This is a genomic window from Marinobacter psychrophilus, assembly GCF_001043175.1.
In the GTDB taxonomy this organism is placed as follows: domain Bacteria; phylum Pseudomonadota; class Gammaproteobacteria; order Pseudomonadales; family Oleiphilaceae; genus Marinobacter; species Marinobacter psychrophilus.
Window position 1 is genome coordinate 2925688 of the sequence record NZ_CP011494.1, and the last position, 16798, is coordinate 2942485.

Below are 16798 nucleotides of genomic sequence, written 5' to 3' on the forward strand. Positions count from 1 at the left end.
CTTTTTGAGCCGTCCTCTCACTCAACAAGCCTTTGATTCCACCATAGTCTGACGATGATAGCGTGCGGAAGTGTTAACGCGGCCAGCGCCCAGAACATGACTCTGACTGCATCAGCCATCAAGCTCGTGGCAGGCCCGATCAATACGATCACCCCCCAGGCGACACACGCCATTGCGATCGCCCCCAGTGTTGCAGGCAAGATTTTACGGACCGGAAACGCTTGGAATAGGCTTTTTTGATTCGATAACAAACGGTGTTCGGCAATAGAAAGGAAATGACGCACGCTGTGAATCGCACAGAAATAGAACGCGAACCCCAGAAGCGGTGGCAATGCAATCAAGGCCGCGCCCACCAGACATAACTCGACCAGCACTCTTGGGCCGGGTCGGTTAAGGCGCCCGAACAACAGGCATCCGAAACCAAAAAGCCAAACCACCGCCAAACAAGGCCCAAGCCATACCACAATGTCCAAAACCACCTGTGATTCATTCTTAATCAGCCAGGCAAACAACTCGCTCGTTTGCTGCGGATGCCCGAGCATTGGACCCAAGATGGGCGTGCTACCGAATAGCCAACGCAACGGAGGGTTTTTCGCCGAGCTTAAAAAAGCTTCGTCGGTATAGCCAAAGTGCCAGATCGACAAACCCAGAAACACCAGCAGCGCCAGCACCGGCAGCACCCAGATTAGCGCAACAAAAGCCAACGAGGCCATCAGATAGGCGCACAGAACAACGAACAAACCGGTTGGCGACGTCGCAGTCAGTTGCTTGAGAATCATGGGGTCCGCGCCCCCGTGGGAGAGGCCGAACACACCAATAGGCAGCAGCACAATCCAGAACTGTTGTTCAATAGACAGAACCGGCAACATAAAGCCGACGATCAACGCAAGACTGGCAATCATCAATATAATAAATTGGTGCCTGCGTCCGCCTGAACTCCGATAAAGCACATTTTCAGTGTTAGCGGTGTCGTTTATCACCATGGCAATGCGGCTCGCACAAAGGGCCCTGGCGGTAACGCGCTGGCCACTGCCAGAGCATCACGCCAGCGTGGCTGATCGTTCATAAACCGGCTCATTTGTGCAGCACTCGTGGCAGCAAACAGCCCCACGAACCATTGCGGTGCTTTTTCCGGGTGTCGCTTCAATGCCCGCAGAAACACGCTGTCCATCCAATCCAGCCAGCCAGCTCGCACTGTTGGGTCCTGGAGCCTCCAGTCGTCACTGGCATGAGCTGTAAGAATCTGACGGGCAAGCGCCGCGCTGCCTCTTTGGCAACTAACAAAATGGTAACCGGTAGCGGCCCTCATCCAGCCTGCACCGACGCCGGCCCTAATCACCCGACCAAAGCTCTGTACCGCCGGCATACGCAACATAGGCAGGCTACCAGACTCCTCTCTTGTGACCTCGTAATACCCGAGGCCCTGTCGCTGTAGCCATAAATCAAGGTCTGAGCGATAGTCCGACGCCGACTCTTTTTCCAGTTGAAAGGCGGTCCATTCAACCAGAAAGTGATCCTCGTCGAGAGGCAACAGGTACAAAAAACAAGGGTGCGGGTAGCCGGGCTGAAAATTCATCAGTGTGGCCGTGGAGGTATCAAAACCGTGCTTGGGACAGGTGATCTCAAGACCTGAGAAAACCTGCCAAAACCCAACGCCGGACGCCAGCTGACCTTTGCCGGGCGGGCGTGTGTCTATGACTGCCTTTGCCTGCCAACGGCGTTGATCGGCTGACACCAGAGCGCCATCATCGATGTGCTCAACGCCGCTAACGGTCACACCAAGGTGCAAATCAAAGGCCGGACTTTCGTCTATTCTAGCCAATGCATATTGATACAGAACATCTGCCGGCAGCATTGCGTAAGCGGCTGCCCTGTCAGATTGACAAGCCGTTTGATCACCTTGGCTGACCTGCCAGCGAAACCAGCGATGGGTGATAAGATCGCGAAAAGGTTGTGGCTCAAGGTCCCAGAAACACCATGTTCGGTCGTTACTGTAGGATGTTCGTGGCTCTAGAAAACAGACTCTGGGTAGTGTTGCCTGCCCATCTTCTGCCAGCTGCAGGAGCCAGCAGGCCAAGCTGAGCCCGGCTAACCCGGCTCCAATAACGACAAGATCATAGTCACCGACTGGCTCTGAGTGCTGGCTTGTGGACTTTGGTCCAGATTCAGATCCGGATTCAAGACGGCGGCTCATCGCTTTTCAGGTCGGCGCAGTGTAAGGCTGGTTGTCAGGCCTTGGTGCAGTGCGTGATCGTGACATATAGGCTGCCGGTTGATTGCGCCTGCCGCCAGCCGAACAACAGCTCCCACCGACACCCTCAGTTTCTCGGCTGAGCCAACCACACATCGGCCCTGCCAATAACGTTGTTCACCCCTTTGCAGAATCTGTCGGCCAATTTGCCGATAGACCTTCGCAGCCACGGCAATGGCCAAACGCGCCCTGAACGGCAGATAACCCAACCCCTGCCAACCACTGCGATAATAAACCTCAGACAGGTCCAGCAGATCACTCACGCCCAACCAGGCATTGTGCCGCGCAACTCGATTGCCAGCCACAATCTCTTCTGGCGCCATCGTGCCCGCTGTCCCATCGGCCGGCAAGTAAAGGCGGTTTAACTGGGCATCCTCCAGGACATCTCGAGAGATGTTAGTCAACTGCATGGCAATTCCTAAATCAATGGCGTGCGGTAGTGCTTTTTCCCGCTCACGTGCGTTTAACAGACACGTCATCATAACCCCTACTGTTCCCGCCACACCGTAGCAATAACGAAGGAGTTCGGCCTGATCCGCCACTCTAACCAGGTCAAGATCACTACGCACCGTGTCAACAAGATCACCCAATGCGCTCAGCGCCATCGGATACTCTCCCAGCAGCAATTCCGCCTGCTGGTAAAGATCAGGGGGGCCATCGGCCGATGTTGGCCGGGATCTCAGCGCCTGGTGAAATTCGTCAAGCTGTTGCTCAGCTGCCATTGCTTGGGCGGGTGTTGACGCCTCGTCTACCAAGTCGTCTATGTTTCGGCATATCTGATATAGGTCTGCGGCGCTCTCAAGCTGGTCTGCGGTCAATAGCTGGCCAGCCCAATAAAAGCTTTTTCCTTTGCGCCGCAGAACGTCGGCGCCGGTTGCGGATAGATTCGTTTCGGCAACCGACTCAGTCATTTCAAGCCTCTGATGGCGGTGCCTGCTGGCGCTCCCGCTTTGCTATCTGCCGGAGATTCAAAGGCTCTGGCCACCAGGCGCTCAACCACGCCGGCAGAGCACACCACACCCGGCACGCCTGCACCAGGATGAACGCCTGCACCAACAAAAAACAGATTTCGGTACCGCGGCGACTGGTTATGAAAGCGCAGCCCGGCCGACTGTGTGAGCGTAGGCGCAATAGAGAACCCGCTGCCGAAGGGACTGTTCAACTCAGTGTGGAAATAGGTGGGCGAGATGCTGTGCTTAGCGCGAATTTGCTGCGGAAGGTCCGGCATGAGGCGCTGAGTCAAAATACTGATAATTTGATTTTCAACATCACTGGAAATTTTAGACCAATCCTGATCGCCCTGAAGATTAGGAACCGGGGCCAGCACGTAAAAGGCGTCACCACTTTTTGGCGCCATTGTCGGGTCTGTCGCGCCGGGCCTGTGCAAATACAGACTCAAATCTTCCGGAATCTGGCGCTGTTCAAAAATCTCGGTCAAAATTTCCCGGAACGTTTCACCGAACACAATCGTGTGATGCTCAATGTCGGAGTAGACTCGTTCGGTGGTGAAATAAAGCACAAACAGCCCCATAGACTGCTTTAGCCGTGCCCTGTGGCTATCGGCAAGCCGCTGGAGGGTGGTTCTCTCAATCCAATGATCGTAGACGTATAGCGGATCAGCGTTACTCACGACCAAGTCGGCATCAAAACGCTTGCCCTGGTCGGTCACAGCTGCGCGCACGTTCAGGCCGTCCATTTCCAGATGCTGCACTGACTGGCCCACGTGCAAGCGACCTCCGTGTCGCTCGAACAGATGCGCCAATGCCTTAATCAGCGCACCGGTTCCGCCTTGCACGTACCAAACACCACTTTTACGCTCTAAAGCATGAATCAGGGCGTAAAGTGCCGATGTCTGAAATGGGTTGCCCCCCACCAGCAGGGAAGGCACAGAGAAAGCTCGACGCAGACGCTCATCGCTGAAAAACTGAGAAACAAATTGATAAATACTCCGGTCAGCCCTGAGCTTAATGAGGTCTGGCAAAACCTCCAACATGTCCGCGACTCGGGTAAAGGGCCGTTGTGCCAGTTCGGTGAAGCCGCGATCGTACATTGCTTCGGCGGCTTGCAGAAACTGTGGGTAGCGTTCTCCTTCGCCCGGCGATAGCCGGTCGATCTCTGCGACCAGCGCCTCTGTTGTACCGTAATAGTCAAAGTGGCTGCCGTCAGCAAAATCCATGCGGTAAAAAGGCGACACCGGTAACAGTGTCACCTGATCTGCCATAACTTCACCAAAACGTTCAAACAATTCAGCAAACAGAAAAGGCGCAGTTATGACGGTTGGCCCAGCATCAAAGCTGTGGCCATCCAGTTCGAAGGTTCTGGCTCGCCCCCCCAAATCCGCGTGCTTTTCAAGCAGATCAACTCTATAACCTCTAGCCAACAAGCGTAGGGCAACTGCAAGTCCGCCAAACCCGGCTCCGACAACCACCGCTGTTTTCGACGCACTAACCCCACGTAGTTGTTGTGTCATGACATCCCTCCCCATTCGATCCAAAGGAGTAGCGATGTGCTTGAGCTCTGCATTCCAATTTCATTAATAACGGGCCTAGCGTGGGCGTAATCGGCGTAGACATCTTTTCTTCAAGACACTTAAGCTGGCGTCGGCCACGCTGCAATGCAGCCAGTGCGTGACGGGTCGCCCTTTGGACTCTACGTTCTGGACTGTCGCTCAATCTGCCCCGATGATGATGCCAGGCATGAAAAGGATGAAGCGATTTCACCTTGCTTTTCAAATCGGCTTTTGACTCCACTAAATCGTCCAGATCGTCAATAATCTGATAGGCCAGACCAACCGCCTCGGCGAACCGCCTTATAGAGTCCAGAACCGACAGCCCAGACTTCGCGGCTATCGCACCTGTCATCAGCGGAAGCTGAATCAGTGGCACGGTTTTGGCTTGCGCAGCTTCTATATAGGCCCTGAACCGAGGTTGAACGCCAGGTTCTACCGGTGCAATCTCAATGCTTTGCCCGACAATAACCCGACCTGTCATCGCCGCCAGATATTGAGTCAATAGACGGGACTGCTGGACATCGACCAAATCGGCAGATACAGCAAAAGCCGTGCAAAGCAATAAGTCGCCGGCGCACAACGCGACGCCTCTGCCGTGTCTTTTCCACACTGTCGCCTGCCCTCTTCGAAGCTGATCGCCGTCAAGGAGGTCATCGTGTACTAAAGACGCATTGTGGATGAGTTCGCAGCATGCTGCTGCAACAATTGCATATTCTTGGGAACATTCAAAACTTCTACAACTGGCCAGCGCCAAACGGGCTCTCAACAAACTCCCTTTAGTACTGATCTGATACTGGCTAGCGTTATTTGCTGGCCCTTCCATTACACCTTGTAGAGCGTCGAGCATCAACGCCCTAACTTGGTCTAAGGCTCGCGTGTGATCTGCGTTGTCGGCTGATTGAACCGCTACAACGTTAGCACTGGCATTTTTTCTCGAAAGTACTTCGGCGCCTAAGACGGAAACAGTCATTGTTATTCTCCCTACGCGGGGATGAGTACTGAAAGCCGTTTATTGCGATCGCTTGATCTTGATAAGACAAAACGGAACCGACACGGACCTTATCCGTGCCGGTTTGCTCACAAGGGCTGACAATCAGCAGTCAAGTTCCAACAGATCTTACGACTGTCTTCAAGCGACTTTTTTCACCGGAGTCTTCTGCTCACCTTGCTTGGCTGCTTCTGCAACAAGTTCGCGCTCATCTGCTGCACTCTTGCGTACCGCAATCAAGAAAATCAACATTGCAAACACAGCTTTCGAAACAATGTCAGCGATGGTGTAGCCGGTTTCGACAGCAACAATTGCTGAACCACCGGTAATGCCGACCAATGGCAGCAAATAGACAATCGGGTAAAATGCCCAGGAAACGACCAACAAAATAGCTGCTGCGTTTATCAGACCTTTCACTTCATCTGGCTGCCGCGCAATAGAATCCTTAAGACCGACAACCATTTCACGCACAATGTACAGGAATGGAATCATCGCCAGGATCCAGAACAGTGCTCGGGTTCCAACTTCGCTCGATACTTCGCCGGGATAGCCAAGAATAATCATCAGTGCGGCTGCGCCACCGAGCTTAACAGACCGGCTCATTGTATCACTTTTGCTAAGCTTCATTACCAAAATTAGCTCAATCAGCAGCAAGGGCACCGTTAACAACCAATCGACATAGCGATATGCGCGGTTAAAGCCTTCGCCCGTCACCAATACTTCGCCCGTGTTAATCGTTGCTGCCCCCTGCCAAGAGAGCATGATCTGAAGGTAATGATAGCCTGCGATAGCCGTTACCAAACCGGTGATCACCATGGCCATCCGGTAAGCTGGCGCAACAGACCCCTTCATCAGCCACACGAACAACGTAGACGACGCCATGACGGCCAAACCAAAAGAAAATACATTATTTATAAATCCATATTGACCCACAGATAAACTTTCGAGCTCTAACATGTCCTTAACCCTCGAATCTATTGTACTTAGAAATCAGCTATCGGCATGTTCTCGGAACGTTTTTTAACCGACCGCCAACCTTGGGGACAAGATAAACTGAACCTTGCGGAGAGTAGTTACGTTTAATTTGTTTTTTGGATCAGGCTCACATCGCTATTTATAAAAATGATCAGTAATGAGGAGTTGTGTCTACACTTGCAGCCTTGGATCTCTCGGCGCCGCACATCCTGTAACGCTCAGATACAGTCACCGTTCGAACCGTCGGCATTAACAACGCCGCCCTGCAAACGCTCACCCGACAAACCTTTCGCCGGATAACGCCAAATCGAATTGATCGTACCAATCTTCATCGCAGGCACTTGTAAGAACAGCTCTTTACGGTATTTCAGGAGTTTTTAGGTGTCCATAAGTCAGAGAGCGTAGAGTCGCGCTGGCGCGGTGATTTGCTCTCACATTAATAAGGTGCAAAAAAGAGCTCGGAAAGGCTCTAGCTTATAAGTGGGCAATGACCGAATACTCATATGTTCGCGACTAATAAAAAACCTGCCCGGGCGCGAACTCGGACAGGTGTTTCAGACGCTTGCGCTAGGCAATGACAACGATCAGGAAACGTTCAACGTTGTCCGTGCCTCTCTAACTGCAACCGAAAGTTCCTGCGTAAGCGACAACACATCATCGCGGCCCTGCGCTTCAGTATCCGCGTTGGCTATGCACTCTACTAAAGCTGAGCCTACCACTACAGCATCCGCAAAACGTGCAATACGCTCAGCTTGAGGTGCGGTACGAATACCGAAACCCACGGCCACCGGCAAGTTTGTATGCTGTCGAATCCGCGCCAGTTCTTTTTCCACTTTTTCAGCGGTAGGTGCCACAGAGCCAGTAACACCGGTGCTGGAAACGTAGTACAAAAAGCCGGAGGTATTCACCAGCACACCAGGCAGCCGGGCGGCATCGGTAGTGGGCGTTGCTAACCGAATAAAGTGTATACCGGCTTCACGGGCCGGCACGCACAGTTCGTCGTCATGCTCTGGCGGCAAATCTACCACAATCATGCCGTCTACACCGGACGCTGCGGCATCATTCAGAAAACGCTCTACACCATAGCAATAAATTGGGTTGTAATAGCCCATCAGTACAATCGGTGTGTGCTGATTATGCTCGCGAAATTCCCGCACCATCTGCAGGGTTTTGGTAGTGTTGTGACCACCGGCCAAAGCACGCTGGCTAGCAAGCTGGATGGGTACACCATCGGCCATAGGGTCAGTGAATGGCATTCCTAGTTCGATGATATCGGCACCGGCTTCAGGCAACCCTTTTAAAATCTCCAGGCTGTGCCGATAATCCGGATAGCCTGCGGTTACAAACGTCACCAGGGCAGCACAGTCTTGCTGGCGCAAGGCTTCAAAACAACGATCAATACGACTTGCGCTCATATCAGGCTTCCCCTTTAACGGCTTTACCAGCGTTTTTCTCGGCGTTTTCCGCACTGGCGTCCATCGCGGCAAGGACGGTCGACATGTCTTTATCACCGCGGCCGCTCAGATTGATAACAATCAAGTGATCCTCCGGCAATGTCGGAGCCACTTTCATCACGTAAGCAATAGCATGGGCTGTTTCCAGCGCCGGAATAATACCTTCAATGCGGCACAACGTGTGGAAGGCTTCGAGAGCTTCGTCATCAGTAATGGCGGCGTAGCTGACCCGACCAATCTCGTTTAACCAAGCGTGCTCTGGGCCAATGCCCGGGTAATCCAAACCCGCCGAAATCGAATGGGCATCCTGAATCTGCCCGTCAGCGGATTGCAGCAGGAAGGTACGGTTGCCGTGCAATATGCCCGGGGTGCCACCCTTCAGGCTGGCCGCATGGCGTTTGTCCAAGCCTTCACCGGCGGCTTCAACACCCACCATAGCGACGCTCTTATCATCCAGAAACGGATGGAACAGACCCAAGGCGTTTGAGCCGCCACCGACGCAGGCTACAAGTGTGTCGGGTAGGCGCCCCTCGCGTTCGATGATCTGTTCGCGGGTTTCCTCACCAATAATCGATTGGAAATCACGCACCATAGCCGGATAGGGATGCGGACCTGCTACTGTGCCGATGATATAAAAAGTATCGGCAACATTGGTAACCCAGTCACGCAGGGCATCATTCATCGCGTCTTTCAGAGTGCCTGCACCACTGGTGACCGGGATTACTTTGGCGCCCAGCAAACGCATGCGCTGCACGTTGGGCTGCTGCCGATGAATGTCGACGCTGCCCATGTACACCACGCACTCCATACCAAAGCGCGCTGCCACAGTGGCGGTTGCCACACCGTGCATGCCTGCCCCGGTTTCCGCGATGATTCGGGTTTTACCCATGCGTTTGGCCAACAAAATCTGGCCTAGGCAATTGTTGATCTTGTGAGCACCGGTGTGCAAAAGATCTTCCCGCTTGAGGTATACCTTGGCCCCGCCGAGCTGTTCAGTTAACCGTTCAGCCAGATACAGCGGGCTTTTGCGGCCGACAAAGTCACGTCGCAAAGCGTCCATCTCATCAACAAATTCTTTTGAATTGCGCGCCCTTGCATATTCTTCTTGCAGTTCAAGAACGAGCGGCATCAAGGTCTCGGCCACAAAACGGCCACCAAAATGACCGAAAAAACCGTTAATATCCGGACCCTTTCGTAGCGTGGTTGCTGTGCTCATGCGATTGACTCCGTTAATCTGGTTCGATTTCTAATTGATATCTAGTGTAAAGCAGGACAGCATAGGTGTGAATCGATAAAATCGCACCGACCTGTGAGAAAAAGTAAACGATTTATGGACCATGCCAACCTGCCTTTACCGTCGCTGAATGCGCTACGCGCCTTTAATGCCGCGGCACGCCTACTAAGCATGAGCCGTGCCGCGGAGACCCTCAGCGTGACTCACGGTGCCGTCAGCCGGCAAATTGGCCAGCTTGAACAACAACTCGGCATAGCGTTATTCGAGCGCCAGGGCCGCGGCATTGCTCTAACCACCGCAGGCCATCAGCTGTTTGCCACCACAGATTCGGTTTTTTCACAACTGGAACAGGCATGCGAGCGCCTGCGGCGAGAAGCCCGTGATGCGCCCCTGGTGTTGAGCTGTTCAGGTAGCTTTCTGGCGCGCTGGTTTATTCCGCGCCTGGGCCGATTACGCCAGGATTGCCCCGGGCTGGAAATTCACCTGACCACCACCGACGAAGAGCTGCACCTGCCCGCTGGGGTAGACGCTGCTCTGGGCTTCACCTCGGCGCCAGCACCCTCAGGCCAGAACCTGATTGTTCTGGGCCCTGAACGAATCGGGCCGGTAATGGCCCCCGGGCTGGCCCCTGCCAACCCAGACATGCCGGCGAGTGCCCTGCTGGAATTGCCGCTACTGGAAACCCTGTCACGGCCGCAAGCCTGGCCACAGTGGTGTAAGCACCAGCAATTAGATACGCAGAGTCTGCCGATCCGGCAATCATTCGAACATTTAAATTACATGCTAGAGGCAGCATTAGTAGGGCTGGGCGTGGCAATAGCGCCGCAATATCTGGTGGAGGAAGATCTGCGCAGCGGGCGATTGCTGGCGCCTTGGGGTTTTATAGAAACCCGCGACACCCTGAGCCTGCGGCTTCCCGGTGATACGGTGTCGCCACGGGCCCAGCGCCTTGCCGACTGGTTGGCCAAGGCACTGGCACGATGATACTCGTGGCTTAGCCCATGGGCACCAGTGTTAGTTCAACGCGCCGATTCTGCTCGCGCCCGCCTGAGGTATCATTAGACGCCACCGGATAACGCTCGCCATAACCCACAGCGCGGGTGCGCCTGGACTCAATGCCTTGGTTCAGCAGGAAGTCACGAACAGAAGACGCGCGCCGCTCACTCAACAACTGGTTATAGCTGTCTCCGCCCTGGCTGTCGGTGTGTCCTTCTATCTGGATAATAGTTTGATCAAACTCTTTCAGTACTAAGGCAACAGACTCCAGAGTTCCGCCAAACTGCGAGCGAATACTGGTCTGGTTGAGGTCAAAAGTAATGTTGCCCGGCATGACCAGCGAGATTTCGTCGCCATTACGCACCACACGTACGCCCGTGCCTTCAAGCTGCTGGCGCAGTTGCGCTTCCTGACGATCCATGTATACACCAACACCGCCACCTATAACCGCACCGCCAGCAGCGCCGATCAGCGCACCTTTGCCTCGGTCGCTTTTACTGGAAGTGGCCGCACCGATTACCGCGCCGCCAAGTGCGCCAATCACGCTACCCTTAGTGGCGTTCGATGTTTTCTGTTCGCCGGTGTATGGGTCGTATGTCATACAGCCGCCAAGCGTCAGGCTGGCCAGCGTAACCGCAAGTATCGTTTTTTTCACAGCGTGTTCCTTATTTATGTGAGTCTACGACAACGTGTTCACACGTCTGCCGTAAAAGTGTCGATGATGGTATTAAACACCGTTGCCTGCAAATCATGGGCCTCGTTAACCAGATGGTGCCGGCCCAGTGGTAACTTAACTTCATGAACTCGGGCAAACTTGTTACGAATAATCCGCAAATTATGAGGCCAATCTACGGTTAGGTCTTTTTCGCCCTGTACCACGGTTATATCGAACTCAACCGGGCGCGCAGACTCAATATGGGGCACCCATTGGCGCAATGCCGAAACCCAGTCAACGTGAATAGCGCGTGCCTGCAGCGGGTCGACTTTACGAAGAAATTTCAAAAACTCCGAGTTGCCACTGTTGGCACTGAATGCTCGCCGCCAACGGCTGACAAAGGGCCGAAGCACCGTATGCAAAACACGGGCCTTAACCCAACCCGCAGGGCGTATCAGTGGCGCCAGTAAAACCACTTTGCGAAACTCTGAGGTGATGTGGGTATGATGATTCGACAGCAGATAGTCAATCAGTATGGCGCCGCCCGTGCTCTGCCCCACCGCATACCAAGGCCCGCGAATCTTCTGTCGCACCTTTGCCGTCACATCGCTGAGCACCTGCTGGTACTCCAAAAAGCTGCCTATCGCCGCCGGCGTGCCACTGGAAAGCCCGTGGCCCGGCTGGTCGTACGCCAGCACATCAAAGCCTTCCGCCAAGCAGCGGTCTATCAGCTGGGTGTAAAGCCCGACGTGATCAAAGTAACCGTGCATTACAAAAACTGTTCCGCGGCAATGCGTTACGGCTGCGCTGCGATAATAATGCACCATGACCTGATGCTTACCGGAGTTCACGTAGCCTTGGTGGTATTCCACCTGCGCATGCTCTACCCAAAGGTCCAATCCATAAAAATGACAGTAAGCCATCATTTCATGGCTCAACTCTCGCTCAGTGTCTGGCTCAAACGCCTCCAGCCTGTTCAGCAACGAGTTGCGGTCCCAGTCAGGTATTTTTATAGTATCTGTTTTCCAGTACACGAGAGGCTAGACACCTGTGGTGGGTAAGAAAATTTATTGAGAGCGTCATGTTCTGCGCCTTTAAGCTCACGAAACCCTACTGGTCAGGGAGCCAGTCGTCCAGCGTAAGCTGACCATTACACAACGCTTCTTTACGGATTTTGGGCCAACGTTTGATTCTCCACTCTAACTTCATGGCTTGAGCCCGGCCACCAACACAGCTCTGAAACGCCAGCACCAGCGGGCCCTTGCCGCGAAGGCTGCGAGCACCTTTGACGCTGCCCTGATGTTCTGAAAAACGCCGTTCCACATCCGTAGACACCCCGGTGTATAAGGCGCCAGCGGCGGTTCGTACCAAATAAACCGACCATTTAGCCGCCACCGCTCACGACTCCTGCAGCGGCATCCTGTTTCTGAGCGGCTTTTTTCTGCTGCAGCCACAAACCGGCCATAATCAGTACCAGCCCTACGTAGGTAGACGGCAAAATTCGCTCACCCAAAATAAACCAGATAAACACCAACGACAAAAACGGCGATATAAAAATAAGATTGCTAACTTTCGCTGTGTTTTCTGCTTTTTTCATAGCGTAAGACCAAAGCACGAACGCAATGCCCATTTCAAACACGCCGACATAACCAGCCGCCAACAGTGAACCGGTCAGCGAAAAATGCAGGCTATCGGTGGCTACAGCCGCTGCAAAAATGACCGGCAAACCAAACAGAAAATTCAGGAACAAACCCACCACCGGGTCGCGGGTGTCGCGGGTGGCAATAATCCAATAGCTGGCCCACACCAACGTACTGCCAACGGCAAAGGCCACTCCCACCGGATCTGAAAAGCTCAGATCGGTTACCGCGCCACGAGTGGCAATTACGAATACGCCGGCGTAGCACACCAGCCCGGCAGCGATGTCGCGCCCTTGCAGGCGGTGGCCTAGGAAAGGAACAGACAGGTAAGCCAACACCAGCGCCCAAGTGTAATTGATGGGCTGAGCCTCCTGAGCCGGCAGGCGGTCAAAGGCACCAAACAGGAGGAAATAATAGAGGCACGGGTTAATAAGGCCCATCATAAATGACTGCGCATATTGCCCGCGGCGCAGTTGGAAAACCAGGCGCCAGCGGCCCTGAAGCACCAGAATTGTGCCCATTACTAAAACAGAGGCCACACAAGCAATTAACAGTAGCTGCAGCGGAGATAGATCCGCCAGTGCCAACTTGAACGCGGTGGCCACGGTGGACCACAGCAATACCGTGGCGAGGCCGAACATCATGGCCTGTTTTTGATTGGTCATAGGTTAAACTCTCACCACGGCTTTGATGCTGAACTCTAGGCCGTGCAGTATACGCATCCTAACCGACCTTATACAGGTCGTTAATTTGCTAACGATATTACCTTGTAACAGCCTTAAACCTGACTTTATATCATTACCGGAACCTATCGCCATGAACAAACGGATTCAAAGCGTTCTCACCACCACAGTGCTCGTTAGCCTGTTCAGCGCTGCCAGCGCGATGGCTCAACAGACTCCGGCGATTGAGCAGACTACTGAAGGTTTCAGCGCTCCAGCAGAGGCCGGGGCGCACACGGCGTTTTACAGCGATGCGCAGTTACACAAGTTCGTCGATGCACAGCAACAGATGAACACGCTACGGGAAGATTACAAAGACCGCTTTGACAACGCAGAGTCTGAAGCCGATGCAACAAGCCTGCTCGGTGAGATGAATGCGCGCATGGCAGAGATTATTGAAAACCAGAATCTGGATATTGACACCTACAACGCCATAGTCATCGCCTATAATAGCGAGCCGCGCGTTCGCAACCGAATTGACGCCTTAATTCCCTGATGCAGGTTTGGCACATCTGGGACCGTCGGGGAAACAGCGCAACATTCACTACGCTCTGGAAAAACATGGCGCGACCGATAGCACCGATTGCCATTACCGCTGACGTTTTATCGCTGTCGCCAGTTCCCTGCTCCGGCTTGTGTTTAACCACTTGCCCGCCAATACCTTAATAATTGTCAAAGAGTTGATAAACCACACCATAGTACGAAAACACAGCGGTGCTACTCAGGAACCAACCAGTCCATCTGTTGGCCCAAGCCCAGACGTGCGGCCGGCTCCAAATCGCTCATCATCGCCGACAGCCGGTCATCCATACCCCAAGGTGGATTAATGACCAGCATCCCCGAACCAACCATGCCGCGCTCCGGTGGCGTGTTCAGTCGCACTTCACTACGCAGGATTTTGCGAATCGGGCCGGCTCTCAGGCCGCCCAGCAGAGTCTGCTCAAGGTCAGAGGTCAAAATGGGATACCACACTATAAACACTCCGTGGCGGCATTTTTGCCACGCACGATTGAGTGTTTTGGCTACGGAGATATAGTCGGTTTTTACTTCGTAGGACGGGTCAATAAGCACGAGTAAGCGCGGCTGCCGGGGTGGAAGTACTTTTAGCAGCCCCGCCAAACCGTCCTGCTGAGTTACTCGCAACCGTTTGCCAGAAGCCCACTGGTTCAAACTGCTGGTTTCTGACGGATGCAGTTCAAACACACCCAGGCTGTCCTGCGGGCGTAAATAGTGCCCAAACCAAGCAGGCGACCCAGGATATTGGCGCAAGTTCACACCAGAGTTTAGTTGCTGCAAATACTGCCGAAACAGCTGCCAATCGGCTGCTGCCAGACAGTCTAACTGGGGCCAGAGCTTGCGGATACCCGCATCAGCTTCGGCGGTTTTGCGGGCGCGTTCATCATCAAGATTGTAAAGCGCACTTCCGGCGTGGGTGTCAACACAGGCTATTCCAGACGTTTTTACTTGCATCATATTCAGTGCCAACACCAGCGCCGCGTGCTTGTGTACATCGGCGAAGTTGCCTGCATGAAAAGCATGAAGATAACTCAGCATAAATAGGCTCCCAGTAAATGAAAGCCATTAAGCCCGACCACGGCTGGTGTGCGCAAGCGCATCACAGTTGAATAACGCCCCAATGCCGCCCCGGTGTATCAGGACGGATCAGCAAACGCTTTGCCAGTCGGTTATTACCAATTTAGCGACGCTCAGTGCTGCCCTTTGAGCGAGTAGATTCGGTGGATTCTGACGATAGAGAGACATTTTTTTTGATTTTTTTGCCAAGCAGTAAAAATGCTGGCGGGCGTTCCTGCAAGCTGGATAACTGAACTGCTCATGATTCCATTCTCCACAGTGTTTAATCGACGAAGGCGCGTTTAGAGGCCTGTTAGGCGCTCTCTTGACGTCAATGTAACATCACTTATGGTTATTGCAAATCATTCTCATTGTTATTAATATTGTTATTGTTACAAAGATTAATTATAATTTGCTCTAGAACGCCGCAGCGCTTCATAATGCGAACGCTAACGAGTATCATTAAAATAACTATTTCATCGGAGTCTATTATGCTTTTTTTAGTCCGCCCAGCATCGTTGGCGATTGCCGTTTCTGCTGTACTTGTCGTCGGCTGCGGCACCAACGGTTCCGTAGCAAAAATCCAGCCCGCTAATCAGTTTGTTAGCCAGAGTGACGTAGTAGCTCATTACGCAGACGTTGTCCACGCTACCTTTGAAGATTCGTTGATAACCGCACGCGCCCTGAACACAGCCACTGACCGCCTGATCGCCAGCCCTAGCGACGCCAACCTGAAAGCCGCTAAGGAAGCCTGGTACGCTGCACGTGTTCCCTACCAACAAAGCGAAGCCTTCCGTTTTGGCAACACCCTAATTGACGACTGGGAAGGACAGTTAAACGCCTGGCCACTGGACGAAGGCCTGATCGACTACGTCAAATCCGATGATTACCAATACGAACTGGGCAACGCCGGCGCAACTGCCAATATCATTGCCAGCACCAGCATCAACGTAGGTGGCGAGCAGCTGGACGTAAGTACTCTGACGGCGGAATTGCTGGCCAATTTGAACGAAATTGGCGGCTCCGAGGCCAACGTTGCCTCTGGCTACCACGCCATCGAGTTTCTGCTGTGGGGCCAAGATCTGAATGGCTTTGACGCCGGCAATGGCGAACGGCCCGTTAGCGACTACCAGCAAGGTGAAGATTGCACCAACGGCCACTGCGATCGCCGTGGCCAATACCTGGACGCCGTGACCGATCTGTTGATTGACGATCTGGAATGGATGACAGCGCAGTGGGCTCAAGGCTCCTCCGACAATTACCGCGCTCAACTGACGTCTGCTAACGCTAGCGAAGGCATTCAGAAAATGCTGTTTGGTATGGGCTCCCTGTCGCTGGGCGAACTGGCCGGTGAACGTATGAAGGTCGCACTCGAGGCAAACTCCTATGAAGACGAACACGACTGTTTCAGTGATAACACCCACAACTCCCACTATTATAACGGCCAAGGCATTCAAAACGTTTACACCGGAACCTATCGCCGGGTCGACAATTCATCGGTCACCGGCCCGTCATTGGCCGACCTGGTTGAACAAATCAATCCACAACTGAATGCAGAACTGAATAAACAGCTGGACAAAACTATGCAGGCGCTAGGCTTTATGAAAGCCAAAGCCGAATCCTCACAGACCCCCATGGCGTTCGATATGATGATTGCACCAGGCAACGATGAAGGTGCGAAAATCATTAACGACGCGATCATGGCGCTGGTTATTCAAACCGGTTTTATTGAACAGGCTGCCCGCGAACTGGGCATTGAAGCCCTTTCACCGGATGACGCCGGCCACGCATTCTGAGGCAAA

16 protein-coding genes are annotated in these 16798 nt (G+C 53.5%); 3 read left to right on the plus strand and 13 right to left on the minus strand.

Translation table 11 applies throughout. The features are described 5' to 3' along the window. Nucleotides 1–17 precede the first annotated feature (17 nt). The 8 genes from ABA45_RS13165 to trpB form a co-directional block, all read right to left on the minus strand. Complete coding sequence (locus ABA45_RS13165; protein ID WP_048386795.1) at nt 18–983, minus strand: Brp/Blh family beta-carotene 15,15'-dioxygenase; 966 nt, start codon at nt 981–983, stop codon at nt 18–20. Next, complete coding sequence (locus tag ABA45_RS13170) at nt 977–2194, minus strand: lycopene cyclase family protein (protein WP_084708347.1); 1218 nt, start codon at nt 2192–2194, stop codon at nt 977–979. The genes ABA45_RS13165 and ABA45_RS13170 overlap by 7 nt, the downstream gene beginning before the upstream one ends. Next, nucleotides 2191–3162, minus strand: a complete 972-nt coding sequence (locus tag ABA45_RS13175; protein WP_048386797.1) for a phytoene/squalene synthase family protein — start codon at nt 3160–3162, stop codon at nt 2191–2193. Before ABA45_RS13175 ends, ABA45_RS13170 begins: the two co-directional genes overlap by 4 nt. Then, on the minus strand, nt 3159–4721 hold the full coding sequence (gene crtI / locus ABA45_RS13180; protein WP_048386799.1) for a phytoene desaturase family protein: 1563 nt from the start codon (nt 4719–4721) through the stop codon (nt 3159–3161). The genes ABA45_RS13175 and crtI overlap by 4 nt, the downstream gene beginning before the upstream one ends. Then, complete coding sequence (locus ABA45_RS13185) at nt 4696–5730, minus strand: polyprenyl synthetase family protein (protein ID WP_048386801.1); 1035 nt, start codon at nt 5728–5730, stop codon at nt 4696–4698. The genes crtI and ABA45_RS13185 overlap by 26 nt, the downstream gene beginning before the upstream one ends. A gap of 159 nt (nt 5731–5889) precedes the next feature. Continuing rightward, a complete protein-coding gene (locus tag ABA45_RS13190; RefSeq protein ID WP_048386802.1) occupies nt 5890–6705 on the minus strand; it encodes a bacteriorhodopsin-like in 816 nt (271 codons plus the stop codon). Between the two features lie 602 nt (nt 6706–7307). Continuing rightward, nucleotides 7308–8138, minus strand: coding sequence for a tryptophan synthase subunit alpha (trpA, locus tag ABA45_RS13195; protein WP_048386805.1), 831 nt, complete (start codon nt 8136–8138; stop codon nt 7308–7310). A gap of 1 nt (nt 8139) precedes the next feature. Further along, nucleotides 8140–9393 carry a tryptophan synthase subunit beta gene (gene trpB, locus ABA45_RS13200; protein ID WP_048386807.1) on the minus strand — a complete coding sequence of 418 codons (1254 nt, stop codon included), beginning with the start codon at nt 9391–9393 and terminating at the stop codon, nt 8140–8142. Between the two features lie 114 nt (nt 9394–9507). On the opposite strand from trpB, the gene ABA45_RS13205 reads away from it, so the two are divergent. Then, on the plus strand, nt 9508–10395 hold the full coding sequence (locus ABA45_RS13205; protein WP_048386809.1) for a LysR family transcriptional regulator: 888 nt from the start codon (nt 9508–9510) through the stop codon (nt 10393–10395). Nucleotides 10396–10405: 10 nt separating this feature from the next. On the opposite strand, the gene ABA45_RS13210 is transcribed toward ABA45_RS13205, so the two are convergent. The 4 genes from ABA45_RS13210 to ABA45_RS13225 form a co-directional block, all read right to left on the minus strand. Beyond that, on the minus strand, nt 10406–11062 hold the full coding sequence (locus ABA45_RS13210; protein WP_048386811.1) for an OmpA family protein: 657 nt from the start codon (nt 11060–11062) through the stop codon (nt 10406–10408). A 38-nt stretch (nt 11063–11100) separates the two neighbouring features. Beyond that, nucleotides 11101–12096 carry an alpha/beta hydrolase gene (locus ABA45_RS13215; protein WP_048386813.1) on the minus strand — a complete coding sequence of 332 codons (996 nt, stop codon included), beginning with the start codon at nt 12094–12096 and terminating at the stop codon, nt 11101–11103. 76 nt (nt 12097–12172) lie between these two features. Then, nucleotides 12173–12457: a GIY-YIG nuclease family protein gene (locus ABA45_RS13220; protein ID WP_048386815.1), complete on the minus strand. Its 285-nt coding sequence runs from the start codon at nt 12455–12457 to the stop codon at nt 12173–12175. Further along, nucleotides 12447–13367 (minus strand): DMT family transporter, encoded by a 921-nt coding sequence (locus ABA45_RS13225; RefSeq protein ID WP_048386817.1) that lies wholly within the window; start codon nt 13365–13367, stop codon nt 12447–12449. Before ABA45_RS13225 ends, ABA45_RS13220 begins: the two co-directional genes overlap by 11 nt. A 151-nt stretch (nt 13368–13518) precedes the next feature. On the opposite strand from ABA45_RS13225, the gene ABA45_RS13230 reads away from it, so the two are divergent. Further along, the gene (locus tag ABA45_RS13230; protein ID WP_048386819.1) at nt 13519–13920 is read left to right on the plus strand and encodes a DUF4168 domain-containing protein; all 402 of its coding nucleotides are present in this window, start codon (nt 13519–13521) and stop codon (nt 13918–13920) included. A gap of 221 nt (nt 13921–14141) precedes the next feature. On the opposite strand, the gene ABA45_RS13235 is transcribed toward ABA45_RS13230, so the two are convergent. Beyond that, nucleotides 14142–14978, minus strand: coding sequence for a 23S rRNA (adenine(2030)-N(6))-methyltransferase RlmJ (locus tag ABA45_RS13235; protein WP_048386821.1), 837 nt, complete (start codon nt 14976–14978; stop codon nt 14142–14144). Between the two features lie 509 nt (nt 14979–15487). Here ABA45_RS13235 and ABA45_RS13240 point away from each other — a divergent pair. Continuing rightward, nucleotides 15488–16792, plus strand: coding sequence for an imelysin family protein (locus ABA45_RS13240; RefSeq protein WP_048386823.1), 1305 nt, complete (start codon nt 15488–15490; stop codon nt 16790–16792). Nucleotides 16793–16798: the final 6 nt, after the last annotated feature.

What these genes read in the sequence shown, in the direction of transcription:
- ABA45_RS13165 (WP_048386795.1), bottom strand. Translation starts at nt 983, where the DNA reads ATGGTGATAAACGACACCGCTAACACTGAAAATGTGCTTTATCGGAGT.
- ABA45_RS13170 (WP_084708347.1), bottom strand. Translation starts at nt 2,194, where the DNA reads ATGAGCCGCCGTCTTGAATCCGGATCTGAATCTGGACCAAAGTCCACA.
- ABA45_RS13175 (WP_048386797.1), bottom strand. Translation starts at nt 3,162, where the DNA reads ATGACTGAGTCGGTTGCCGAAACGAATCTATCCGCAACCGGCGCCGAC.
- crtI (WP_048386799.1), bottom strand. Translation starts at nt 4,721, where the DNA reads ATGACACAACAACTACGTGGGGTTAGTGCGTCGAAAACAGCGGTGGTT.
- ABA45_RS13185 (WP_048386801.1), bottom strand. Translation starts at nt 5,730, where the DNA reads ATGACTGTTTCCGTCTTAGGCGCCGAAGTACTTTCGAGAAAAAATGCC.
- ABA45_RS13190 (WP_048386802.1), bottom strand. Translation starts at nt 6,705, where the DNA reads ATGTTAGAGCTCGAAAGTTTATCTGTGGGTCAATATGGATTTATAAAT.
- trpA (WP_048386805.1), bottom strand. Translation starts at nt 8,138, where the DNA reads ATGAGCGCAAGTCGTATTGATCGTTGTTTTGAAGCCTTGCGCCAGCAA.
- trpB (WP_048386807.1), bottom strand. Translation starts at nt 9,393, where the DNA reads ATGAGCACAGCAACCACGCTACGAAAGGGTCCGGATATTAACGGTTTT.
- ABA45_RS13205 (WP_048386809.1), top strand. Translation starts at nt 9,508, where the DNA reads ATGGACCATGCCAACCTGCCTTTACCGTCGCTGAATGCGCTACGCGCC.
- ABA45_RS13225 (WP_048386817.1), bottom strand. Translation starts at nt 13,367, where the DNA reads ATGACCAATCAAAAACAGGCCATGATGTTCGGCCTCGCCACGGTATTG.
- ABA45_RS13230 (WP_048386819.1), top strand. Translation starts at nt 13,519, where the DNA reads ATGAACAAACGGATTCAAAGCGTTCTCACCACCACAGTGCTCGTTAGC.
- ABA45_RS13235 (WP_048386821.1), bottom strand. Translation starts at nt 14,978, where the DNA reads ATGCTGAGTTATCTTCATGCTTTTCATGCAGGCAACTTCGCCGATGTA.
- ABA45_RS13240 (WP_048386823.1), top strand. Translation starts at nt 15,488, where the DNA reads ATGCTTTTTTTAGTCCGCCCAGCATCGTTGGCGATTGCCGTTTCTGCT.